Annotated in this window: 23 protein-coding genes; 10 read left to right on the forward strand and 13 right to left on the reverse strand. The window is 74.3% G+C overall.

What is annotated here, in order from left to right:
• The first annotated feature begins 98 nt into the window (after positions 1–98).
• Positions 99–632: a dihydrofolate reductase family protein gene (locus G9H71_RS01015; protein ID WP_166276544.1), complete on the forward strand. Its 534-nt coding sequence runs from the start codon at positions 99–101 to the stop codon at positions 630–632.
• A 263-nt stretch (positions 633–895) separates the two neighbouring features.
• On the forward strand, positions 896–2518 hold the full coding sequence (locus G9H71_RS01020; RefSeq protein ID WP_166276546.1) for an SGNH/GDSL hydrolase family protein: 1623 nt from the start codon (positions 896–898) through the stop codon (positions 2516–2518).
• 134 nt (positions 2519–2652) lie between these two features.
• On the opposite strand, the gene G9H71_RS01025 is transcribed toward G9H71_RS01020, so the two are convergent.
• The gene (locus G9H71_RS01025; RefSeq protein ID WP_166276548.1) at positions 2653–3135 is read right to left on the reverse strand and encodes a pyridoxamine 5'-phosphate oxidase family protein; all 483 of its coding nucleotides are present in this window, start codon (positions 3133–3135) and stop codon (positions 2653–2655) included.
• A gap of 115 nt (positions 3136–3250) precedes the next feature.
• Here G9H71_RS01025 and G9H71_RS01030 point away from each other — a divergent pair, with 115 nt between their 5' ends.
• A complete protein-coding gene (locus G9H71_RS01030; protein WP_331272655.1) occupies positions 3251–4744 on the forward strand; it encodes a cryptochrome/photolyase family protein in 1494 nt (497 codons plus the stop codon).
• Positions 4745–4774: 30 nt separating this feature from the next.
• Here G9H71_RS01030 and G9H71_RS01035 read toward each other — a convergent pair whose 3' ends face one another.
• From G9H71_RS01035 to G9H71_RS01045, 3 genes are all read right to left on the reverse strand, one after another.
• Positions 4775–5551, reverse strand: a complete 777-nt coding sequence (locus tag G9H71_RS01035; RefSeq protein WP_166276552.1) for an arginase family protein — start codon at positions 5549–5551, stop codon at positions 4775–4777.
• 317 nt (positions 5552–5868) lie between these two features.
• The gene (locus G9H71_RS01040; protein WP_331272656.1) at positions 5869–6882 is read right to left on the reverse strand and encodes a threonine aldolase family protein; all 1014 of its coding nucleotides are present in this window, start codon (positions 6880–6882) and stop codon (positions 5869–5871) included.
• Entirely contained in the window at positions 6879–8216 is a 1338-nt protein-coding gene (locus G9H71_RS01045; RefSeq protein ID WP_166276554.1) for a class II 3-deoxy-7-phosphoheptulonate synthase, read from the reverse strand. Before G9H71_RS01045 ends, G9H71_RS01040 begins: the two co-directional genes overlap by 4 nt.
• Before the next feature lie 68 nt (positions 8217–8284).
• Here G9H71_RS01045 and G9H71_RS01050 point away from each other — a divergent pair, with 68 nt between their 5' ends.
• Positions 8285–8860 (forward strand): DUF1684 domain-containing protein, encoded by a 576-nt coding sequence (locus G9H71_RS01050; protein ID WP_331272657.1) that lies wholly within the window; start codon positions 8285–8287, stop codon positions 8858–8860.
• 109 nt (positions 8861–8969) lie between these two features.
• Here the strand turns inward: G9H71_RS01050 and G9H71_RS01055 are convergent, their stop codons facing one another.
• The 3 genes from G9H71_RS01055 to G9H71_RS01065 are packed head-to-tail and all read right to left on the reverse strand — an operon-like array spanning position 8970 to position 11523.
• Positions 8970–9620, reverse strand: a complete 651-nt coding sequence (locus G9H71_RS01055) for a response regulator (protein ID WP_166278837.1) — start codon at positions 9618–9620, stop codon at positions 8970–8972.
• An 8-nt stretch (positions 9621–9628) separates the two neighbouring features.
• Complete coding sequence (gene macS, locus G9H71_RS01060; RefSeq protein ID WP_331272659.1) at positions 9629–10786, reverse strand: MacS family sensor histidine kinase; 1158 nt, start codon at positions 10784–10786, stop codon at positions 9629–9631.
• Between the two features lie 11 nt (positions 10787–10797).
• On the reverse strand, positions 10798–11523 hold the full coding sequence (locus G9H71_RS01065; RefSeq protein ID WP_166276558.1) for a lysophospholipid acyltransferase family protein: 726 nt from the start codon (positions 11521–11523) through the stop codon (positions 10798–10800).
• A gap of 126 nt (positions 11524–11649) precedes the next feature.
• Between G9H71_RS01065 and G9H71_RS01070 the strand changes: the two genes are divergently transcribed.
• Genes G9H71_RS01070 through G9H71_RS01095 form a run of 6 tightly spaced genes read left to right on the forward strand, consistent with a single transcriptional unit; the run spans position 11650 to position 18335 of the window.
• Positions 11650–12432 carry an alpha/beta hydrolase gene (locus G9H71_RS01070; RefSeq protein ID WP_166276560.1) on the forward strand — a complete coding sequence of 261 codons (783 nt, stop codon included), beginning with the start codon at positions 11650–11652 and terminating at the stop codon, positions 12430–12432.
• Positions 12425–13201 (forward strand): hypothetical protein, encoded by a 777-nt coding sequence (locus tag G9H71_RS01075; protein ID WP_166276562.1) that lies wholly within the window; start codon positions 12425–12427, stop codon positions 13199–13201. The genes G9H71_RS01070 and G9H71_RS01075 overlap by 8 nt, the downstream gene beginning before the upstream one ends.
• Before the next feature lie 30 nt (positions 13202–13231).
• Complete coding sequence (locus G9H71_RS01080) at positions 13232–15757, forward strand: hypothetical protein (protein ID WP_166276565.1); 2526 nt, start codon at positions 13232–13234, stop codon at positions 15755–15757.
• Positions 15758–15784: 27 nt separating this feature from the next.
• The gene (locus G9H71_RS01085; protein ID WP_166276568.1) at positions 15785–16234 is read left to right on the forward strand and encodes a hypothetical protein; all 450 of its coding nucleotides are present in this window, start codon (positions 15785–15787) and stop codon (positions 16232–16234) included.
• Complete coding sequence (locus G9H71_RS01090) at positions 16231–17928, forward strand: Hsp70 family protein (protein ID WP_166276571.1); 1698 nt, start codon at positions 16231–16233, stop codon at positions 17926–17928. The genes G9H71_RS01085 and G9H71_RS01090 overlap by 4 nt, the downstream gene beginning before the upstream one ends.
• Before the next feature lie 14 nt (positions 17929–17942).
• Positions 17943–18335: a hypothetical protein gene (locus G9H71_RS01095; protein WP_166276573.1), complete on the forward strand. Its 393-nt coding sequence runs from the start codon at positions 17943–17945 to the stop codon at positions 18333–18335.
• A gap of 15 nt (positions 18336–18350) precedes the next feature.
• Here the strand turns inward: G9H71_RS01095 and zwf are convergent, their stop codons facing one another.
• The 6 genes from zwf to G9H71_RS01125 all read right to left on the reverse strand — a co-directional run bounded on the left by zwf (position 18351) and on the right by G9H71_RS01125 (position 23114).
• Entirely contained in the window at positions 18351–19853 is a 1503-nt protein-coding gene (gene zwf / locus G9H71_RS01100; RefSeq protein WP_196791507.1) for a glucose-6-phosphate dehydrogenase, read from the reverse strand.
• Between the two features lie 145 nt (positions 19854–19998).
• A complete protein-coding gene (locus tag G9H71_RS01105) occupies positions 19999–20721 on the reverse strand; it encodes an endonuclease/exonuclease/phosphatase family protein (RefSeq protein WP_166276575.1) in 723 nt (240 codons plus the stop codon).
• A 10-nt stretch (positions 20722–20731) separates the two neighbouring features.
• On the reverse strand, positions 20732–21682 hold the full coding sequence (locus G9H71_RS01110) for an ROK family glucokinase (protein WP_166276578.1): 951 nt from the start codon (positions 21680–21682) through the stop codon (positions 20732–20734).
• Positions 21673–22242 carry a hypothetical protein gene (locus tag G9H71_RS01115; protein WP_166276580.1) on the reverse strand — a complete coding sequence of 190 codons (570 nt, stop codon included), beginning with the start codon at positions 22240–22242 and terminating at the stop codon, positions 21673–21675. Before G9H71_RS01115 ends, G9H71_RS01110 begins: the two co-directional genes overlap by 10 nt.
• Position 22243: 1 nt before the next feature.
• The gene (locus tag G9H71_RS01120) at positions 22244–22687 is read right to left on the reverse strand and encodes an SRPBCC family protein (protein ID WP_166276582.1); all 444 of its coding nucleotides are present in this window, start codon (positions 22685–22687) and stop codon (positions 22244–22246) included.
• Positions 22688–22730: 43 nt separating this feature from the next.
• The gene (locus G9H71_RS01125) at positions 22731–23114 is read right to left on the reverse strand and encodes a hypothetical protein (protein WP_166276584.1); all 384 of its coding nucleotides are present in this window, start codon (positions 23112–23114) and stop codon (positions 22731–22733) included.
• Positions 23115–23152 lie beyond the last annotated feature (38 nt).

The following is a 23152-nucleotide window of genomic DNA, read 5'->3' on the forward strand; positions in this document are numbered from 1 at the left end:
GCTTCATCCCGCGGAGGAACTCGCTCCGCTCCTGCGCCCCGCCCGATGAGTAACCTTCCGCCGCGACGTCGACACCTCCAATCGACGGAGGGAATCGGATGCGCAAGGTCGTGGTCTACGAGCTCATGGCGCTGGACGGCGTCGGCGAGGAGCCGGGCGACTGGATGTTCGACGTCGACGAAGCGGTGTTCAGCAACATCGCCGAGGTCGTCAGCACCCAGGACACGGTGCTGATGGGCCGGGGGACGTACGACTACTGGGCGGGCCACTGGCCGCACTCGGACCTCGAGCCGTTCGCGAGCTTCATCAACCGCACGCCGAAGCACGTCTTCACGTCGAGACCGCTCGAGCCGCAGTGGGAGAACTCGGTCGCCGTCTCCGAGCCCCTCGTCGGCCACGTCCGGGCGTTGAAGGAGACCGACGGCCGCGAGATCGGGGTGCACGCAAGCCTCACCATCGCGAACGCGCTGCTTCGGGCCGAGCTGGTCGACGAGCTGCGGCTGGTCGTCGCCCCTGCCTTGGCGGGGCACGGACGTGCGTTGTTCGACGAGGGCGCGCTGCGGCGGCTGACCCTGCTCGACGTCGACCGCACCGGCGGTGGCGCGCTGCTCCTGCACTACGCGCTCGCCTGATCAGACGGGGGCGCTGGCCTCGCACCTCTCAGCCCCGCCTCGCTCCCTAGGCCGCGGGTGCTCGAGCAGCGCTGTGTGAGCGGAGCGTCCGGCCCCGGTCGGGCAATCTCCGCTCCACGGAGCATCCGGAGAAAGTTTTCGCTGGCACGACGGACGAAGAAGCCGCTCCCGAAGAATGCCGTACGCCACGCGGCGTGCAAAACTCCGGAGTGCCGTCATCCGACGGCGTGGGCAGCGTCGCCCATCCGAATCGGAGGACGCCCGTGAAACGGCAGATGCTCTCGTTGATAGCGGCTCTGGCTGCCGCGACCTCCCTCGCAGTGCCCGCAGTGGCCGCGAGCGCGGCGCCGTCGTCAGTGGCGGCCGACGTACCCGTCGTCGTCCCCGCGAGCAGCCCCGACGTGCTCCACCTCGGACGCTGGGACCGCTCCGCGGGCGCCTCGACCACGGTGAACTCCGGCTCACGCGTGATCCTGCGGTTCACCGGAGCACACATCGCCCTGCTGCTCGATCAGAGCGGCATCACGTTCCCGCCTCAGCTGTACGCCGCGATCGACGGGGCACCGCCCGTCCTCGTCAGCGCCAACAGCAACCGCATCGACCTCACCCCCGCCGGACTGTCCGGAGGCGCTCACACGCTGGTGCTCGCCGTCAAGGACATCGACGAGGGAGGCAACCGCTGGAACCCGCCATTGCGCTCGGCCTTGAGGATCACCGGCTTCGAGATCGACCCCGGCGCGACGTTGGCGCCGTCCCCGGCGCCCACGGGACCGCGCATCGAGTTCCTCGGGGACTCGATCACGCAGGGCGTGCGGGCCCTGAACACGCAGCCCGGCGTCGCAGGCTCCGATGCGACCAAGGGCTTCGCCTGGCTGACCGGCAACGCCTTCGGCGGCAATTTCCGGCAGGTCGGCTTCGGCGCTCAGGGTCTCACCCGGCCCGGCAACGGCAACGTCCCCGTCGTGTCGGCGAGCCTGACACTGAACTACCGGGGGTCGCCGATCGACCCGTCCTACGTCCCCGACGCCGTCGTCATCAACCAGGGCGCCAACGACGCGCTCGCGAACGCCAACCCGACCACGTTCCGCACGGCGTACGAGGCCTACCTCCGGCAGGTCCGGGCCCTCTGGCCGAACGCATGGATCTTCGCGATGCGCCCGTTCGGTGGTCACATGGCCACGTCCGTGGCAGCGGCGGTCCCCGCCGTCGGGGACCCGCGCATCGTCTACGTGGACACCACCGGGTGGATACCTCGCCTCCAGACGACCGACGACCTCCACCCGACCGTCGTCGGGCACCAGAACGCTGCGCGCCGGCTCGTGAAGGTCATCGAGCGGCGCACCGGCTGGCGGGCCGCGGACATCGACCGCGCCAGGGCCCGCCTGCTCGCACTGGGCGGGTCGCGCAGCTTCGAGGGGGCAGGCGCGGTCGCGTGGCGGGCGGGGCAGAACGTGAGCGCCGTTGCGCTGGGCACCCCGGCGTACGAGGGATCGACCGCGCTGCAGGTGACGTCCGCGACCGCGCCCCTCGGGGAGTGGCGGACGGTCGACCTGACCACCCGGGCCCACCTGTCCACCAAGGCACAGGAGCTCTTCGCGTTCGTCCGGCCGATCCCGGCCCGGGTCATCGACGTGCGGATGCGCGTCGTGCGGGGCGGCCGGGTCTACGAGAGCACCGTCTCGGCCCTGCCGAACCTCGCCGCCTTCATCCCGTGGAACCGCGTCTCGGTCGCGGTTCCCGGCCAGGGCCGAATCACCGAGATCTCCTTGAGCGTGCGCGCGGCCGGGGGAACGAGCACCACGCCCGGTGTGGTGTCCTTCGTGGTCGACGACCTCGGGTGGACCGACACGGCGACGGAGCTGACGTCGATCCCCGTGCCGGACTGAGCGCTGCTCAGGTCAGGGCGCGCCGCGCTGCCGCACTCCGCACGGCATGGGCCCGCAGGGCGGCCGCCTCCTGACCGCACGACGCGCCTCCTGCCTGTCCGGCAGGAGGCGCGTCCACCGGACGGGGCAGCGCGTCAGAGCTCGACGACCTCGTTCTCGCCGCCCTCGATCCGCTCCCCCTTGACCTTCGCCTTGGCGAAGCTGAGCAGCGTCATGACCTTGCCGCCGGGGGTGTCCCAGTACTCCGCACTGTCGGCGTGGATCTTCACGAGCACCAGGCCGGGCGTCTCGGGGCCGTCCGGGAACCACGCCTCGAGGCCTGTGTTCCACAGCTCCTTCGCCTTCGCGACGTCACGCACGATCTCCGCGTTGCCGGCGACGGAGACCCAGGAGCTGCCGGAGGAGAACGCGACGTTCACCGCGTGCCCGTGTCGGATCTGGCCGATCTTGCGCGAGTCCTCGTCGGAGGCGAACCACAGGTCCCCGTCGAACTCGACCTGCTGGACCGCCATCGGCCGGCTCACCAGGTGCCCGTCGTCGTCCACCGTCGTCAGCATGCAGGTCTTGATGTCCTTGATGAGCTCGGCGACCTTCTTGACGCCGTCCTCGTTGGTCATGCGTCCTCGTCCCCTTCGCGGTTGGCTTCGCGCCAGAGCCTCCCCAAGGCCCGCCGGAGGCACACCCGGGACGCCTCGGGTCGCGGCCCGGCGCTTCCCGAAGCAGACTTACCTGGTGACGCGACGCTGGCTGTTCGCCGACCAGCTGGGGCCGCACTTCCTCGACGATCCCGACCAGCCCGTCCTGCTCGTCGAGTCGCGCGCCGTGCTGGCCCGTCACCGCTTCCACCGGCAGAAGGCGCACCTCGTCCTCTCGGCCCTGCGCCACCGCGCCCGCGAGCTCGGTGACCAGGCGCTCTTCGTGCAGGCGCGGACCTACGCGGAGGCGCGCGCCCAGGTGCACGAGCCGTTGTCGGCGTGCGCGCCGACCTCCCGCGGGGCGCTCGAGCTGCTGGGCCGGCTGCCCGACGTGGAGGTCCTGCCCGAGCGCGGGTTCGCGTCGTCGCGCGCGGACTTCGAGCGGTGGGCCGACGGGCGTACGCGCCTGCTGATGGAGGACTTCTACCGCGACGCGCGCCGACGGCTGGGGCTGCTGCTCGAGCCCGACGGCGGGCCGGTCGGCGGGCACTGGAACTACGACTCCGACAACCGCGAGCCTCCTCCGCGGCAACCGCGGGGCACGGACGCGCCGGCGGTCCTCGACGTACCCGAGCCGTGGTGGCCGGAGGAGGACGAGATCGACGAGGAGGTGCGCGCCGACCTCGACCGGTGGGAGGCCTCGGGTGAAGTCTCCTTCGTCGGTCGCGACGGGCCGCGCCGTTTCGCAGTGACTCATCGGGAAGCGCGCTATGCGCTGCACACATTCCTGCGCAAGCGGCTTCCGGCGTTCGGCCCGGTCGAGGACGCGATGCTGCACGCCGACTGGACGATGGCGCACTCGCTGCTGTCCCCCAGCATGAACCTCGGCCTCCTCGACCCGGTCGAGTGCGCCCGGGCGGCCGAAGCCGAATACCGGAACGGGCGAGCACCACTCGCCAGCGTCGAGGGCTACGTCCGCCAGCTCATCGGCTGGCGCGACTACATGTTCCACGTCTACTGGCACTTCGGCCCCGACTACGGCCGACACAACTACCTGGCCGCGCGCCGCAAGCTCCCCCGCTGGTTCGCGGACCTCGACGCCGACGCGGTCCAGGCGGCCTGCCTGTCGGACGTGCTGGCCGGCGTACGCGACCGAGCCTGGGTGCACCACATCCCGCGGCTCATGGTGCTCGGCAACTACGCGCTGCAGCGTGGCTGGAGCCCGCAGGAGCTGCGCGACTGGTTCCACTACTCCTTCCTCGACGGCTACGAGTGGGTCATGGCCGCGAACGTCATCGGCATGTCGCAGCACGCCGACGGCGGGCTCATGGCGACGAAGCCATACGCCGCCGGCGGGGCCTACATCAACCGAATGAGCGACTACTGCGGCGGCTGCCGCTACGACCCGAAGCAGCGCCGGGGCGAGGACGCCTGCCCCTACTCCGCCGGCTACTGGGCGTTCCTCGCCCGCAACCGCGAGCGGCTCGAGGGGAACCGGAGGATGGTGCAGCCGCTGCGCGGGCTGGACCGGCTGGCCGACCTCGACAAGGTCGTGGCGCAGGAGCGGGGGCGGGCGTCGACGGCGCCGTGAGCCTCGCTCCGGCCTGCGGTCCGGGCGACGCTACGCCGTCGGCGGCCCGTCGGCCACACCCAGCAGGTGGCCGAGCACCCCGGCTCGGGTGGAGGCTTGGCGCGGGCTGACGTCAGGGGTCCACGGGCACGCGATGTCGTACGCCGCCACGCGGCCGGTCGCGAACACTGCGCGCAGGGCCTGGACCACGTCAGGCATGCGCGGGCCGCCGTCGACGGGGAACGACAGGCCGGGCACGTCCGCCGGGTCGATCACGTCGACGTCCACGTGGACCAGCAGCGGCCCGGCGGGCAGGGCGTCGGCCGTCAGCTCGTCCACCGTCAGCCGCCGCACGCCGCTGGACGCCAGGTAGTCCTCCTCGGCCGGGTCGACGTCCCGCGCGCCCACGAGCGCGGCCCTCTCCTCAGGCAGTGGGCGCAGCCTGAGCGGCCCGGCAAGCTTGTCCGGGTCGCCGCCGAGCGCCATCCGCAGCGCAGTCCCGCCGAGGTAGCCGGACGTCGACGAGGCGAGCGTGTGCACGTCACCGTGCGCGTCCAGCCAGACGACCGACGCGTCCACTCCGCCCCGCTGCATCCCGGCGAGCGTGCCCAGTGCCGTCAGGCAGTCCCCGCTGACGACCGTAGGGGCCTGGCCACCGCGGCCGTCGGCCGCGACCGCGTCGGCGACCGCGGCGTACAACGACGTCATGCGCTCCCACTGCGTGCCCGGCTCGAGCGCGACGTCGATCCCGGACACGGGCCCGGGCAGTGGGAAGGTCGCGTCGGGGAGCCGGTCGTCCTGGTGGTACGGCAGCAGGTACGTCGTCACGCCGCCGAGCCTAGGCGGCCTCCCGCCGCGATGATCAAGGGTCTTGGCGCACGACTCGCCGGTGTCGCAGAGCCAAGTCCCGTGATCGTCGAGCACTGCGGGCGACACGAGGCACTGCGGACGTCACGCGACGCTGCCGAAACGATCACGGGGCTTGGCGCACGACACACCGGTGCCGCAGAGCCAAGTCCCGTGATCGCCGAGTGCGGACAGCGCGGCAGCGCCCGTACCTAGCGCCGTCCGACGACTCGCCCAGGGTCGTCGCTCAGCCGAGCACCGCCCGGCGGAGCGCTACCCGAAGCCACGCGCCCCCGGGCTCAGCCCTTGAGCGCGCGCCCCAGCACGTCGACCGCCCGCTCGATGCCCGCCTCGTCCACGTCCAGGTGCGTGACGGCGCGCAGGATGCGCGGGCCGAGGGCGCTGACGAGCACGCCCTCCTCGGCCGCTGCCGCCGCGACGGCGGGGGCGTCGGCCACGTCGCCGATGACGATGTTGGTGTCCACCGTCGCCGGGTCCACGCCGAGCACGTCCGCGAGCCGGCGGGCGTGGGCGTGGTCGTCGGCGAGCCGCTCGAGGTGGGTGTCCAGGGCGTAGAGGCCGGCGGCGGCGAGGATGCCGACCTGGCGCATGCCCCCGCCGAGCCGCTTGCGCTGGTCGCGGGCGGCGGCGATGCGGTCCGCCGACGACACGAGCAGCGACCCGACCGGGGCGCCCAGCCCCTTGGACAGGGCCACCATCACGGTGTCGGCGCAGGCGCCGTACTCCTGAAGCGAGGTTCCGGAAGCGACGTGCGCGTTCCACAGCCGCGCGCCGTCGAGGTGGACCGAGACGCCCCGCTCGAGCGCGCCGGACCGCAGCCGCTGCAGCTGCTCGATGGGCTGGACGGTCCCACCACCGAAGTTGTGGGAGTTCTCGACGGCGATCGCCGCGGTGCGCACGATGAACGGCCCGGCGTCGGGCGCGACCATCGCCAGCACCTCGTCGGCGTCGAGCAGGCCGCGCTCGGCATGCCACGTGCGGGTCGTCACCCCGTGGACAGAGGCGTGGGCACCGAGCTCGGCACGCACGACGTGGGCCTGCGCGTCGCAGAGCAGCTCCTGCCCGGGCCGCACGAGCAGCGCGACGCCGAGCAGGTTGGCCAGCGAGCCGGTGCCGGTGAACAGCGCCGCCTCGTGGCCCAGCAGCCCGGCCACCCGCTCCTCGAGCTCGCGGACGGTGGGGTCCTCGCCGTAGACGTCGTCGCCGACCTCGGCAGCGGCGATCGCCTCCCGCATCCCGCGGGTCGGCTTGGTGACCGTGTCGCTGCGCAGGTCGACCAGCCCGCCCGTCACCGGTCCGCCAGCAGCTCGGCGACCTGGAAGGCCAGCTCCAGCGACTGCTGGTGGTTGAGCCGCGGGTCGCAGGCGGTCTCGTAGCGGAACTTCAGATCGGGCTCGGACAGGCCCCCGGCGCCGCCGATGCACTCGGTGACGTCGTCGCCGGTCAGCTCGACGTGGACGCCGCCCGGCACGGTGCCGAGCGCGCGGTGCACGTCGAAGAAGCCACGTACCTCCTCCATCACGTCGTCAAAGCGGCGGGTCTTGACGCCGCCGACGTCGATCGTGTTGCCGTGCATCGGGTCACACACCCAGAGCACCTGACGGCCGCTCGCCGTGATCTTCTCGACCAGCGGCGGGAGGTTGTCGCGGATCTTGCCCGCGCCCATGCGGATGATGAAGGTCAGCCGGCCCGGCTCGCGGTGCGGGTCGAGCTTGTCCATCAGCGCGAGCGCGTCGTCGGGCGACGTGGTCGGGCCGAGCTTGACGCCGATCGGGTTGCGCACCCGCGCGGCGAGGTCGACGTGCGCACCGTCGAGCTGGCGGGTGCGCTCGCCGATCCAGACGAAGTGCGCCGAAGTGTTGTAGGGCGTGCCGGTGCGCGAGTCGATGCGGGTGAGCGCGCGCTCGTACTCGATCAGCAGCTGCTCGTGGCTGGTCCAGAGGTCGACCCGGTGCAGCGTCTCGGACTCGGCCCCGACGGCGTGCAGGAACGAGATCGCGCGGTCGATGTCCCGGGCCATCTGCTCGTAGCGCGTGGTGGCCCCGCCGCTGCGCAGGAAGCCCTTGTTCCACTCGTGGACCTGGCGCAGGTCGGCGAAGCCGCCCTGGGTGTGCGCGCGCAGGAGGTTCAGCGTCGCCGCCGAGGTGTTGTAGACCTGCAGCAGGCGGCGCGGGTCCGGGACGCGGGCCTCGGAGGTGAACGCGATGTCGTTGACGGCGTCGCCGCGGTAGCTCGGCAGGCTCACCCCGTCGCGCGTCTCCATGCCGGACGAGCGCGGCTTGGCGAACTGCCCGGCGATGCGCCCGACCTTGACGACCGGGACGCTGGCGCCGTAGGTCAGCACCACCGCCATCTGCAGCAGCGTCTTGAGCTTGCCGCGGATGGCGTCGGCGGTCGCGCCCGCGAAGGTCTCGGCGCAGTCCCCGCCCTGCAGCCAGAAGGCCTCTCCCCGGGCGGCCGCGGCGACCCGCTCCTTGAGCGCGTCGCACTCGGCCGCGAAGACCAGCGGCGGGAGGGCGGCGAGCTGGCGCTCGACGTCGGCGAGGGCGGCCGGGTCGGGCCACTCCGGCTGCTGGGCGGCGGGAAGGCTCCCGGGCGCGGGCCCGGTGGAGAGGTCAGCGCTCACGGGGCCGAGGCTACCCTTCGCCCTCCGCCATGAGGACGGTCGTCTCAGAGCGTGGGAGGCTCGCAAGTGTGAGCCTGACCTTGCTCGACTGGCGGCGGCGGACGCAAGCGATGTACGCGGCGGTCCGGCGGTCTCCCGACCCGCAGGACGCGTGGCTGGGCTGGCGCGCCGCCCGGGACCGGCTCTTCCGCACGCATCCGGACACGCCGCTGCTCGAGCCGGCGGCGCACCGCGAGCTGCCGTTCGCACCGTACGACCCAGCGCTGCGCTTCGTCGCCCCCGTCCTGCCGGCCGAGCCCGCCACCCACGCGGTGCCGGTCAGCGAGGGGACGGTGCAGCTGACGCGGGTCGGGCGGGTGGAGCTGCCGGTCGGGTCGCTGGACCTGTGGTGGCTGGGCGGCTACGCCGGCGGGCTGTTCGTGCCGTTCGCGGACGCGACCAACCGGGACACGACGTACGGCGGCGGGCGCTACCTGATCGACACGGTCAAGGGCGCCGACCTCGGCGGCGACAGCGACGGCCTGCTGCTCGACTTCAACTTCGCCTACCACCCGTCGTGCCGCTACAACCCGCGCTGGAGCTGCCCGCTCGCGCCCGCGGGCAACCGGCTCGACGTGCCGATCGTCGCGGGCGAGCAGCTCTGATCCCCCACCCTCGCTGCTCAAGCACTCGCGGCGAGTTGTCTCCAGGCATCGGCTCTGTGGACAACTCGCCACATGTGCATGATCAGCGGCAGGGGTGTGGGGGGCGGGGTCAGCGCTGGTCGGGCGCGGGCTCGTCGTCCAGCCCCTGCTCCAGCGCGTAGCGCACCAGCTGGGCGCGGTTGTGCATCTGCAGCTTGCCGAGGGTGTTCTGCACGTGGTTCTGGACCGTGCGGTGCGAGAGCACGAGCCGCTCGGCGATCTGCTTGTAGCTCAGCCCCTTGGCCACCAGCCGCAGCACCTCGGTCTCGCGCGGCGTGAGGACCGGCACGTCCTTCTCCGCGGCCGGGGCGGACGAGAGCCGGCGGTACTCCCCCAGCACCAGCCCGGCCAGCCCGGGGGTGAAGACGGGCTCGCCCTCGGCGGTGCGGCGTACGGCGTCGACCAGCTCCTCGCGCGACGCGGACTTCGTCAGATAGCCGGTGGCGCCGGCGGCCATGGCGTCGAGCACGTCCTGCTGCTCGCCGCTGGCCGACAGCACGAGGATGCGTACGCCGGGGTCGGCCGCGAGGATCCGGCGGGCCGCCTCGACGCCGGGCAGCTCGGGCAGCTGCAGGTCCAGCAGCACGACCTCGGGGCGGGCGGCCGCGACCCGGCGCACCGCGGCGGCCCCGTCGCCGGCCGTCGCGACGACCTCCAGCCCCGCCGCCTCGAGGTCGCGGGCGACCGCGTCCCTCCACAGCGGGTGGTCGTCGACCACCATCACCCGCGTCACGCCAGCTCCTTCCGCGGTAGCCGCAGCTCGACCTCGGTGCCCTGCCCGGCCCACGAGGAGACGACCGCCTCCCCGCCGAGGTCGGCGAGCCGGCCCTGGATCGAGGAGACGACGCCCATCCGACCGGCCGCCCGCGCCTCCGGCAGCCGCTGCGCCGGGTCGAAGCCGGCGCCGTCGTCCCGCACCGTCACGAGCACCTCCTCGTCGAGGTCCTCGACGAGGACGTACGCCTTGGCGCCGGGGCCGGCGTGCCGGCGGACGTTGTCCAGCGCCGCGCCCACGGCGGCCGCCAGCTCCTGCGCCGCGTGCCGGGGCAGCCGGACAGGGGTGGCCGGCTCGGAGACCGTGACATCCGGGCCGGTGTGGGCCGTGAGCGTCTCGCGCAGGTCGACGTCGCCGGCGGTCTCGGGAACGCCGTCGGGGGCGGCTGGTACGGGCCGGTGCGAGACGAGGGCGCGCAGCGCCGCCTCCTGCTCGGCCGCGAGCCGCCCGAGCTGGCCGGCCTCGCCGGGCAGGCCGGCGTCGCGCCGGGCCACGAGGGCGAGCACCTGCAGCACGCCGTCGTGGACCGCCCGCCCCAGCCGCTCCCGCTCGCGCCCCGCTGCCTCGACCGCGAGCGCGCGGGCCAGCGACTCCTCGGCCGCCCGGGCGAGCGAGGCCGCATACCCCACGACCGCACCGGCCAGGAGCAGCAGCACGATGTTGTGGCCCGTCTGCTGCGGCAACTGGCCGCCCCGCTCGACCACGCCCGCGACCGAGACGACGGCCGCCGCCGTGAGCCCGCCCCGCCAGCCCCAGCGCAGCGCCCAGGCCAGCACCGCGGCCGCGGGCCAGACCACGGGCAGCGTCTGCTCGCCCGCGTCGATGCGCGCGGCGGTGTCGACAAGCCGGGTCGAGAGCAGCGCGGCGACCGCCGCCACCAGGTCGGCCCCGAGCACCGGCCACGACCGCAGCCGCGGCACCGACAGCAGCCCGCTCACGACCAGCGTCCACCCGCCCATCGCGGTCAGCACGAGCCACGCGCCCAACGGGTGGGCGTAGCCGGAGTCCTCGCGCCACAGCACCGCTGCGGCGTACGCCCACGCCACCGCGCGGAAGACGGCGACGGTCCACCACAGCGGGCGGTCGACCGCCTCGGCGACGGGCGTCGGCACGGGGAGCCGGGTCAGGCGGCGTCGTCCGACGGCTCGGGCCGCCGGGGCGTGCTCGCCGGGGCGGGGCGCCCGCCCTTGACCGACGAGGCGTAGACGTCGACGTACTCCTGGCCGCCCAGCCGCTGCAGCTCCCGCATGACCTCGTCCGTCACGGACCGCAGCACGGCCCGGTCGCCAGCCATGCCGTAGTAGCGGGAGAAGTCCATCGGCGGCCCGACCTTGATGCCCACGCGGCCCAGCCGGGGGATCGCCTGGCCGGGCGGCTGGACCTTCTCGGTGTCGATCATGGCGACAGGGACGACCGGCACGCGCCCCTCGAGCGCCATGCGCGCCACCCCGGTGCGGCCCCGGTAGAGCCGGCCGTCGGGCGACCGGGTGCCCTCCGGGTAGATGCCGAGCAGCTCGCCCTCGGACAGGACACGCAGCCCCGTGCGCAGCGCTGCCTCGCTGGCCCGCCCTCCGGAGCGGTCGACGGGCACCGCGCCGAGGCTGCGGAAGAACCACGCCGTGAGCCGGCCGCGCGGCCCGCGCCCCGTGAAGTAGTCCGACTTCGCGAGCCACACCGCGCGCCGGCGCATCATCACGGGGAGGAAGAAGGAGTCCGAGAAGGACAGGTGGTTGCTCGCGAGTATCGCCGCCCCCTGCCGGGGCACGTGCTCGAGGCCTTCGACCTGCGGCCGCCAGACGCCCTTGAGCAAGGGCCCGACGAGGACGTGCTTGAGGAGCCAGTAGAACACTTTCCCGCCTCCTCGACATCGGTACGTCGCGCTCGGCTCCGGCACGGCCGGGGCGGGTGCGCGAGGATCTGCCTGGAAGGCTAAAGCACCCTGAGCGCTACCCCCTCGGCGTGCGACGATGTCCCCATGCCCCTGATGCCCGGCGCCGAGCCCTTCGCGGCCGACGGCGGGCCGGTGGGAGCTCTCGTCTGCCACGGCTTCACGGGCACTCCTCAGTCCGTCCGCCCGTGGGCCGAGCACCTCGCCGCAGCCGGCCTGACGGTCCGGCTCCCCCGCCTCGCCGGGCACGGGACGCGGTGGCAGGACCTGGCCGTCACGCGCTGGCCGGACTGGTACGCGACGGTGGACCGCGCGCTGGACGACCTGCGGGCGCGCTGCGACCGCGTCGTCGTGTGCGGGCTGTCGATGGGCGGCACGCTCGCCCTCCGGCTCGCGCAGGAGCGCCCGGCCGACGTGGCGGGCCTCGTCCTGGTGAACCCCAGCGTGCTCAGCCTGCGCCGCGCGGTGCACGCCCTGCCGCTGCTGCGGCTCGCGCTGCCGACCGCCCGCGGCATCGGCAGCGACGTGGCCCGCCCTGGTGTCACCGAGCTCGCGTACGACCGAACCCCGCTCCGTGCGCTGCACTCGCTCACCGAGCTGTGGGCGCTGACCCGGCAGGACCTGCACCGGGTGACGAGCCCGCTGCTGCTGTTCCGGTCGGCTGTCGACCACGTGGTCGAGCCGGAGAACGCGGCAGCGGTCTTCGCGGGCGTAGCCTCGAAGGACGTCGAGGAGCGCGTCCTGGCGCGAAGCCACCACGTCGCGACGCTTGACTACGACGCCGATGCGATCTTCGCTGCCACAGTCGAGTTCGCCGACCGGGTGTCCGGCCGGCCCCGCGTCTACCCGCCGGAGGCGGCCAGTGCGTGACAACGGCCTTCCCGGCACCGACTTCGTCGCGGTCGCCGACCTCGAGCCGCAGCTGGCCGACGCGATGCTCGAGCTGCTGCGCGACGCCGGGATGGCGGCGTACGCGGACGCCGCCGCGCCCCGGCGCGGGCCGTACAACGAGTACCACCTGCCCGACCGCCCGACCGACCGGCTCTTCGTCGAGCGGAGCGCCGCCGAGCAGGCCCGCCAGCTGCTGCGCGAGCGGCTCCCCTCGTTGCGGGCGGAGTACAGCGCCCACCACGAGCCGGCCGGGGCGCCTGACGGGGCCGCCGGAGCGCGCGACGTGCCGGACGGCGAGCAGGGCAAGTGGCCGGAGGTCGACGAGGAGGTCTGGGCCGGGATCGTCGCGTCCTTCCGCGCCCCGTCGGCGGACCCGGTGGGCCGGTGGCCCGCACACGAGGACGTCGACGCCGCGGCCGGCACGCGCGACGAGCCGGTCGTGCACGACGAGGTCCCGCCCTCGGCCCCGCCGCCTCCCCCGCCGCCCGCGGTGGCGCGCGAGGAGGAGGACCACTACGAGCCGCCCGCGCCGCCGCCGCTGCCGCGCGTCGGGCTGCTCGTCGGCTCGGCCTGGGCCGCCGTGCTCGGGGCGCCGCTGTTCTTCATCATCGCCCTGTGCGTCCACATCGACGTGCAGGGCTGGCTCGGCCTGCTCGGCGTGGGCGCGTTCGTCGCCGGGTTCCTCGTGCTCGTCAGCCGGCTCGGCGACGGCCCCGAGGACGGCTGGGACGACGGGGCCGTCGTCTGACGGTCCCGCGCGGGCGGGGAGGGACGCGGGGTGGACGGAGCGCGCTGTCTCACGTGCGGGGCCACGACCGGCCTGCCCGCCTGCGGGTCGTGCGGGCTGCCGGCCGCGCTGCCGCGCCCTGAGCCGCAGGCCCCGGTCGGGACGGTGGTCGCCGTGCGCCGCTGGGGCGGCGGCACCGCCCAGGGCGTCGTGGTGCACCGGGACGGCGGCTCCCTGACGGTCCTCACCGACGACGGCGAGTCCTCCCATACCGAGCGCGCCGTCGTGCCGGCCGGCGAGCTCGGGCTCGCTCCCACCTGGACCGGGCCGGGAGCGCTGCTGCACCTCGCCGCCGAGGTCGAGAGCGGGCGCGCGGCCCTGGCCCTACCCCCCTCCCGGCTGCGGTGCGCCGCGCTCGACCGGGCGAACGCAGCCGACGGCTCGTCGGCCGGCGGCGCGACGGCCGGCCTCGCCTGGGACGCCGCCGCGGTCGGCGACTTCGAGGCGCTCGAGGCGCTCGCGCTGCCGGAGCCGCTGCGCGGCCTGCTCGAGGTCGAGGCCTGGCTGGCCCGCTCCGACATCAACGCCGCCGCCGCCGCGGTCGGCGACCTGCCCGACGGGGCCTACCCGGGGTACGTGCCGCGCGTCGCCCGGCTCGTCGTGCGGCTCCCTGCCCGCACTCCCTACGCCTCCGGCGTCGCGCGCTGGCTGCACTCGCACGCCCCGGACCCGGTCGCGGTGGTGGCGGCCGCGGCGCTGAACGCGGGCACCGCGCTCGACGAAGGCGTCGCCGAGGCCCTCCGCGCGGTGCCGGGGGTGACCGCGGGCACCGCGTCGGCGTACGCCGAGCTGGCCGCGGGTGCGGTCCCCGTCCTGGCCGCGGGGCAGGCCCCCGCCCTGGCCCGGCTGGCCGCCGCCACGGGCCGCTCTTTCAACCCGGCTCTGCTCCGGCTGGACGACCTGCCCGAGCGCACCCTCGACGACCTGATCGACTCCGGGACGCTCACCGAGCGCCAGCTGGACGCGCTGCGCGGGCACCCCGGCCTCGACGCCGCCTACGTCACCGCCCGGCTGGACCCCACGCGGCTCTCCGACGCGGAGGTCGCCCGGCTGCGCTTCGTCGACGAGGGCGTACGTCGAGGCCTCAGTGGCGGGAGCCGGGCCGGGCTCGCGGGGCGCGCTACCCATCCGTACGTCATTGGGGCGCAGCACGTCGGCCGGTTCCTCGCCGGCGACGACGCCGCCGAGGAGCACGTGGTCGGGCTCTACGGCAGCGGCGAGGCGGCGGCGCTGCGCATCGCGAGACGGGTGGTGGAGGAGGCTCCGGACGGGCTGCCCCGCGACCGGCAGCTGCGCGGGCGCTACGTCGCCGCGGCGGCCCTCGCGACGCTGCAGCGCACCGGGCTCGAGGGCGTGCCGGACGAGGGCCTCGGCGAGCTGCAGCGCAGGGTCGTCAGCGTCGCGGCGCTGCGGCGGGCGCAGGCCTTGGTGTTCGACGGCGACTGGGGCGCGGCGTCCAAGGCGGCCCGGACGGCGCTGCGGCTCGTCCGCGACCGGCCCACCCGCGACGAGGCGCTCAGCCTGCTGGCCTGCGCCGCGCTGCACGACGGGCACCCCGAGCCGCCCGGCCTGCTCGACGAGGCCCTCGCCGGGTCCCCGCCGGCCGCGCTGCTCGTCAACGCCGCCCTGCTCGCCGAGCGCTCCCGGCCCGATGTCGCCGTGGCGCACCTCGCCCGCGTGGTCGACGTAGCCACCGACCCGGCCGACCGGGTCGCGGCCGCCCAGCGGGCGCTGGGCCTCTGGTACCGGCAGCGCGAGGGGCTCGACCTCGTCGCCCTCCCCCCGACGCTGCACGGGCCGCTGCGCCGGCTCGCGACGTCGGACCTGCCGCTGGAGCAGCTGCGCGCCCTGCTCGACCATCTCGCCACGCTGGACCGGGGGTGGCTGTCGACGCCGGGCGCCCTGGCCGGCTCCCCGCACCGCGACAGCATCGAGGCGCGCTACTTCGCGGCGCGGGCCGCCGGGCTGTCCGAGGCCCTCGACACCATGGCGCGCGGGCTGCAGGAGCCGGGCCCGCCGGCGTGGCTCCAGGAGGAGCGGGACGCAGTCGTCCAGTCGCTCTGCGCGGCGATGTCGGGTGACGAGCCGGCGCTCTGGGCCGGCGAGGCCGCGCTCACGGCGCTCGACGCGGGGCTGCCGATGTCGCGCGACCAGCGCGTGATGCTGACCGCCCTCGGCTGCCGGGAGCTCGCCCTCGCCACGCTGAACATGCCCGACGCCGGGATGGCCCGGCTCGCCGACGCCCAGGTCGACCAGCTGGCCTGGGCCGCGCGCAACGCCCACCGGGTCTCCGCTCATCTGCGCGACCGGGCGCACGGCGTCACCCGGGACAGCGCGTCGAAGGTGCAGTGGACCCTCGTCCGCGGGATCGCGGCCGAGTGGCGGGAGATGTCGCCGCGCGACCCGGCGTTCGCCGCCCGGGTGGAGGCCCTGCGCGGCGAGCTGGCCAAGCTGGTGCGCTGGGTCGACGACGACGCCCGGCGCGCCACGGACGCCCTGCTCGACCTGCTCGGCTGAGGCCGCCCGATCTGAGAGGCTGCTGCGATGCCGCCGACGACGCGCCGACCGAGCACCGCCGCAGCCCTGGCGGCCCTCGGCGACCGGGTGGACGAGGTCGCCGAACGGCTCGGGGCGCTCGAAGCCGCCCTCGTCGTGCAGGGCCCCGGGGCCGTGTCGGCGGCGGCGGCCTACGACGCGCTGCGCAAGCAGCTGCTCGCGGCCGCGGGCGAGCGCAAGCGGCTGCTGGTGTGCCTGGCCACGCTGCGCTCGGCCCTCGACGAGGGCGAGCCGCTGGAGACGCTCGCGGGCCGCCTCGAGGAGTGGGCCGCGCAGGCCGACCTGCAGGAGGTGCGCGACCCGGCCGACCTCGCGCGGTTCGACGTGGTCGGCGAGGGCCCGCACGTACGCGTCGTGCGGGCTGCATGGGTCGACAACAGGACGGGCGCGCTCATCGCGCGCGGGGTGGCCGAGCGGACGGAGGCGGAGCAGGCGTGAGCACCATCGGGATCGACTTCGGGACGACCAACTCGGTGGTCGCGGCCTACACCCCCTCCGGCTCCGAGGCGATCGACATCGACTCCCCGCCCGCGGACTGGGCGGACCTGGGCTTCGGCCGCGTGCTGCCCACGGTCTTCGGCCTCGGGCCGCAGGGCGAGACGCTCTTCGGGTGGGAGGCGAAGACCCTCGCGCACGGCGAGCGGCTGCAGGCGGTGAAGCGCCTCTTCCAGCAGGAGGTGTCCGTCACCCTCGACGGCCAGGAGTTCCTGGTCGAGACGATCGCGACGATGCTGTTCGGACACATGAAGGCCAAGGTGCTGGAGTCGGGGCTGAGCGCCGACCGGGCCGTCGTCACGATCCCGGCCAACAGCCGCGGCCTCGCGCGCTACCGCACGAAGCTCTGCGCGCAGATGGCCAAGCTGCAGGTCCTCGCGCTCATCAACGAGCCGACCGCCGCCGCCATGGCGTACAGCGCCCGCATGCCGTTCGACCAGCGGGTCATGGTCGTCGACTGGGGCGGCGGCACCCTCGACGTCACGATCCTCGAGGCGCAGGCCGGGGTCTTCATCGAGCAGGCCTCGAAGGGCATCCAGCGGCTCGGCGGGCTCGACCTGGACGCACGAGTGGCGCAGCACATCGCCGCGGCGACGCCGGGCGTAAACGAGTGGAGCGCGCTCGAGCGCCACCTGTTCCGGCTGGCCGTGGAGAAGGCCAAGGTCCGGTTGTCCGAACGCGACTTCACCAATGTCGACCTTCCCCGTGGCGGGTTCCACCGGCTGGACCGGCCGACGTTCGACGACAGCGTGCGGGGGCTCGTCGAGCGGGTCCGCCAGCCCATCGAGCAGACGCTGCAGGACCTCGGCGCCGCGCCGGCCGACATCGACGCGGTGATCCTGGTCGGAGGCACCTGCAAGGTCCCGCTCGTCCGCGAGTTCATCGCCGACCTCATGGGCAAGGAGCCGGCCGCCGGCGTCGACCCGATGACGGCCGTCGCGGAGGGCGCGGCCATCGCCGCCGCGATCCTGTCCGGGGAGATCGAGGACAACGACTTCTTCGTCGCCACCGAGCACGCGCTGGGGACCTTCGCGCTGGACCGGACCGGGGAGATGCGCTTCTCCACGATCATCCCGCGCAACCACAAGCTGCCGGCCCGGGCGACCGAGTCCTACACGCCCGCGATGGACGAGGCCGCCAGCATCAGCCTGCGCGTGGTGGAGGGCGACCCGGAGCACGAGGACTACACCGTCCTGCAGACGGTCGACGTGCCGCTCGACACCGGGCGCCTCAGCGCCCAGGACAAGTCGTTCGACGTGACCTACGAGTACGACCTCGACGGCATCCTCAACGTCAACGTCGAGGACCGGCTGTCCGGCCGCACCCTGACCCAGTCCAAGGTCGGGTTCGGCATCGCCCCGCTCAGCCCGAGCGACCGGGTCCGCATCGCCGAGGGCTCCGAGGCGGCCGTCGCCGAGGGCCGCATCTCGCCGGCTGCCGCGGCACCGGTCGCGGACCCCAAGGTCGCCGAGCTGCTGCAGCGCGCCCGCAAGGACGTCATCCCCTACATCGACGAGGACAAGGCCCGGCCGCTGCGCGAGCTCGCCGACGCCCTCGAGCGCGCCGGGGACGCCGAGCGCCCGGACGCCGTGCTCGACCTCGAGCTGGCCCTGCTCCCCTACTCCTACCTGTTCTGAACCGCGCTGTTCTCATGACGACGCAAGGACGCAACCCCTACCTCGTCCTCGGCGTGCCGTTCGGCACCAGCGGCCAGGAGGCGACGAAGGCCTTCGCCCGGCAGAGCCGGCGCGCCCGCCGTGGCATCGGGCCGTACTCGCTCGAGGACTTCACCTGGGCCCTGCACGAGATCGAGCACGGCGACTCCGACCCTGCCCACGACGCCGGGCTCTACCGGGTGCCCGCGGTGCCGGAGGCGACGGCCTGGCCCTCGCCCGAGGCGCCCTTCCCGCCCGTGCGTCCGTTGCCACGGCGCACGGAGCCGCACTCGGAGGAGGAGGTCGAGGCGCTGCGGCGGGAGGCCGCCCAGCAGCTGCTCAAGAGCGCTCTCGCCGCGCTGCCCCGCCCGCCGGGGCGGGCCGGGTAGCGCGGCGCGCCCGGTCTATCCGCGCTGCGAGCGCCACGTCCGCTCGAACGGCAGCCGCCAGGCGTGCGGAGCGATGAGCTGGTGGATCGCGTTCGGCCCCCAGGACCCGGGCGTGTAGGGCTTGACCGGCGGCGGGTCCTCCAGCAGCGGCATTGACCGCTCCCACAGGCTCTCGATGCCCTCGGCGGTCGTGAAGAGGGTGTGGTCGCCGCGCATCGCGTCCAGGATCAGCCGCTCGTAGGCCTCGAGCACGTCGCCGGCGTGGCTGGTGTCGTGCGTGGAGAACTGCATCGAGAGCTTGTCCAGCCGCATGCCGGGGCCGGGGCGCTTGCCGTAGAACGACAGCGACACCTTGCTCTCGTCGGCGAGGTCGAACGTCAGGTGGTCCGGCCCCTGCGTCCCCACCCCGGAGCCGGCGGGGAACATCGACTTCGGCGCCTCCTTGAAGGCGATCGAGATGATGCGCTGCCCCTCGGCCATCCGCTTGCCGGTGCGCAGGTAGAACGGGACCCCCGCCCAGCGCCAGTTGTCCACCCGCGCCCGCAAAGCGATGAAGGTCTCGGTGTCGGACTCGGGGTTGACCCCGTCCTCGTCGCGGTAGCCGATGTACTGCCCGCGCACGACGTGGCGCGGCTCGATCGGCAGCAGCGAGCGGAAGACCTTGTTCTTCTCCTCGCTGATCGCGCGCGGCTCCAGCGCCGTCGGCGGCTCCATCGCGACGAAGGCCATCACCTGGAACAGGTGCGTGACCACCATGTCCTTGTAGGCGCCGGTCACCTCGTAGAAGCTCGCGCGCCGGTCGAGGCCGAGCTTCTCCGGGATGTCGATCTGGATGTGGTCGATGAAGTTGCGGTTCCAGATCGGCTCGAAGAGCCCGTTCGCGAAGCGGAACGCCAGGATGTTCTGCGCCGCCTCCTTGCCCAGGAAGTGGTCGATGCGGAAGATCTGCCGCTCGTCGAAGACGCCGTGCACCTGGTCGTTGAGGCGGATCGCGCTCCCGAGGTCCGTGCCGAACGGCTTCTCCATGATGACCCGCGAGCGCTCGACCAGGCCGGCGTCGCGCAGCATGTTGACGACCGCGAGCGCGGCCCGCGGCGGCACGCTCAGGTAGTGCAGCCGGCGGACGTTGCCGCCGCCGAGGGCCTCCTCGGCCTCCTTCACGGCCTGCGAGAGCGCCTCGGGCCCGGCGCTCTGCGGCACGTAGCGCAGCTTGCGGGCGAAGACGGCCCAGTGCTCCTTGTCCAGCGGGCGGAGGCTGAACTCCTGGACCGCCTGGAAGGCGAACTCGCGGAACTGCTCGCTGTCCATGTCCTCCAGCGAGGTGGCGACGATCTCCACCTCGGGGGTGAGGGCGGACTGCGCGAGGTAGGTCAGCCCGGGCAGGAGCTTGCGCCGGGACAGGTCGCCCGTGGCCCCGAACAGGACGATGACGTGCGGGTCGAGGCGTTCGGGCTCACGGCCGTACCGGCGCGCGCTGGGGTCCGGGTAGGCGATGGTCTGAGCGGGAGCATCCGACATGCGCTCATACTTCCACCGATCGCCCTCGGGCAGTCGTGCGGCGCCCTCCGGCTGTCGCGGCGCGCCCTCCGGCTCTCCTGCTGCGTGCTTCAGCGGCGCCGTGCCCTTCGCCCTTTGTGCGGCGGGGCCGGAGCGCCTCCGGCTGCTACGCCGCCGGCGGGTCAAGGGCGAGCTCCGCGAGCAGCGGCCGGTGGTCGGTCGCGGCGACGAGCCGGCCCTCGTCCACGCCGGGCAGCGACAGCGGCACGCCGCAGCGCGTGACCGCGAGCCCGGCACTGACGAACACGCCGTCGATTCGCCGGCGCGGCGACGCCGACGAGAAGGTCAGCTCGCCGCCCCATGGAGCCGCTGCGTACGCGTCGCGGAGGCCGGCGTCGTGCAGCAGCCGCCACGCCGGGCCGCCCGGCGGCTCGTTGACGTCCCCCGCCATCACGAGCGGTCGGACATCTGCCACGGCGGCGAGCGCCGCGGCGACGTTGCGCTCCCGCTCGTCCTCGCGCAGCCCGAGGTGCATGCTCGCGACCCGGAAGGGCGAACCCGCACTCGTGCAGTCCGCGACCGCGAGCCCGCGCGCGTGCAGCCCGGGCGTCTTGGGGAAGCGGGATTCCTGAACCGCGAGGACGTCGACGCCGAGCGCGACGAGGAGCGCCGGGCCGTGGGTGGTGCGCCCCCCGCAGGCGTAGACGAGCCCGGACTCCCTGGCCAGCCGCGCGAGCTTCGCCCGCCAGCGGAAGAACCGCGGTGCCTCCTGTACGCACAGCACGTCCGGGCGGCAGGCCCTGATGACCTGACCCAGCGCTTGGACGTCGTCACGCATGCTGCGGACGTTGTAGGACAACACCCGCAGCACGCTGCCGCTGTCGGTCACCGGGACGAGGTCAGAGGTGGCGTGCCAGGTCCGCCGCGCCCACCACGCCGGCGTCGTTGCCCAGGGTCGCCTGCCGGATCTCGGCGAGCGGGCGGTAGGCCCGGCCGGTGAGGACCTCGGCGAACGTGCGGCGGGCCGGCTCGAGCAGCAGGTCGCCCGCCTCCGACACGCCGCCGCCGATGACGAAGCAGCCGGGGTCGAGGATCGCCGCGAGGTCCGCCATGCCCTGGCCGAGCCAGCGCCCCACCGACTCGAACGACGCGATCGCGACCCGGTCGCCGCGACGGGCGGCGTCAGTGATGTCGAGCCCGTTGATGCCCTCGGGGCTGCCGTCGCCGTAGCTCAGCATCAGCGCCGCGCCCTCGCGGTCCTCCGCCGCGCGCCAGCGCGCCTCGCGCACGAGCGCGTTCCCGCTGCAGTACTGCTCCCAGCACCCGCGGTTGCCGCAGCCGCAGGGACGGCCGTTGGGCTCGACCCGGAAGTGCCCGACCTCCGCGGCGACGCCGAAGCGGCCGCGGTAGAGCTGGCCGCCGACGATGATGCCGCCACCGATGCCCGTGCCGACGGTGACGCAGACGAGGTAGTCCTCGCCCCGCCCCGCCCCGTAGACCGCCTCGCCCCACGCCGCGACGTTCGCGTCGTTCTCCACGACGACCGGCAGCCCCAGCGCCTGCTCGAGCTCGGCGCGCAGCGGGCGGTGCCGCCAGCCCGCGAGGTTCGTCAGGAAGAGCACCGTCGAGCGCCGCTCGTCGATGAAGCCGGGGGCGCCCACGCCGACGGCCTCCACGTCCGGGTGCTGCTCGCGCAGCCCCTTCACGGCCGCGAGGATCGCGCCCACCGTCGCGTCCGCGCCCGTGCTCGGCGTCTCCTGTCGGGTCCGGGCGACGATCGTGCCGCTCTCGTCCACCACAGCGGCGGCCACCTTGGTGCCCCCGAGGTCGACCCCGATCGTCAGTCCCACGTCTCTCCCTCGTCGTCGCTTGCGTTGCGAAGATCCTTGCGCTCGGTCTCGAGCGGCCCCGCCTCGGGGGTGCCCGCGGCCGGCCGGTCGGCCAGCGCCTGCTTCAGCGCGGCCAGCATCGAGGCCCCGGCGCTCGCGACCGAGTCCACGGCCTGCTGCACCCCCGGGGGTACGCGGTCGGCAGCCGCCGACGCCGCCGCGGCCGCGCGGGCCGCCTGCTCGGCGGCCGCCTTCGCCGCCTGCTCGGCAGCCGCTCGCGCCGCCTGCTCGGCGGCGTACTGCGTGGCGTACTGGGCGGCAGCGGACGCGGCGGCCGCCGCCGCGGCGGACGCGACCGAGGCGATGGGCGACGCGGCGCCCTCACGGCCCGCCGACGACGGAGTGCGCAAGGCCGTGATGGCGCGGCAGAGCGGGCACATCGCGCACTCGGGCGTACCCGTGGCGATCTTGCCCTCCAGCTCGTCGGCCGCCGTGCGCGCCCACCCCAGCAGGGCGTCGAGCAGCCGGGCGGCGTCGGGGCCGAGCGGCCCCTGCTCCCCGGAGCCGGGTGTCGGTGCCATGTCAGGCCTCCACGCGCTTCTTCAGCCCGCGCAGGGCGCGCTCGATGACGACCTTCTCCGCTTTGCGCTTGAGCATGCCGATCATCGGCACCTTCAGGTCGACCGTGAGCCGGTAGGTCACCTGGGTGGTGCCGTCGCCGTTGTCGGCCAGGAGGTAGGCCCCGTCGAGCCGGCGCAGCAGCTGCGCCTCCTCCGCCAGCGACCAGCGCACCTCGCTGTCGCCGTCCCATTCGTAATCGAGCAGGAACGTGTCGCGGATCGGGTTGGAGTCGAGGACGACGCGCGCCTCCAGCGGGCGCTGGTCCGAGTCCGGGCTGACAGCCAGCACCTCGACCCGGGTGAACTCCTCGTTCCACTCCGGATAGGCCTCGAGGTCGGCGATGACGTCCATGACGACGTGGGCAGGGGCGTCGATCCCGATGCTGGACTCGGTCTGGTCCGACACGCGCGCAACCCTCCCAGCGACGGCTCCGCGCGAGACTACTCGGTCAGGCGACCAGCGCTCCCAGCAACGTCAGGGCGAGCACGAGCAGGGCGGCGAGGCCGAGCCCGCCGCCGAGGACCGCGCCGAGCTTGACGCGCGGCTCGACCAGCCGGGAGCCGAGCAGGTTGACCGGGTCCTGCGCCTCGAGCACGCGCAGGGCGGCGAGTGCGTCGTCCGGCGCTGCGGACGCCGGGGTGGCGGAACGGGCCGCGGCCGGCTCCGTGGCGCCCGGCGACGTGGCGGCGGGCAGCGGCACGTCGAGGGAGACCGGCTCCGGCTCGGCCGGGGCCGGGGCGGCGCGGACGGACGTGAAGCACTGCGGGCACCAGTCGGCGTCGGCGCCGAGGGCGGCGCTGCACGCGGAGCATCTGGCGTACGCGGTCGTCACGCCGGTGGCATCGGCGACGGCCCGGCGGCACCTGAGCG

It is taken from the genome of Motilibacter deserti (assembly GCF_011250635.1).
GTDB lineage: Bacteria > Actinomycetota > Actinomycetes > Motilibacterales > Motilibacteraceae > Motilibacter_A > Motilibacter_A deserti.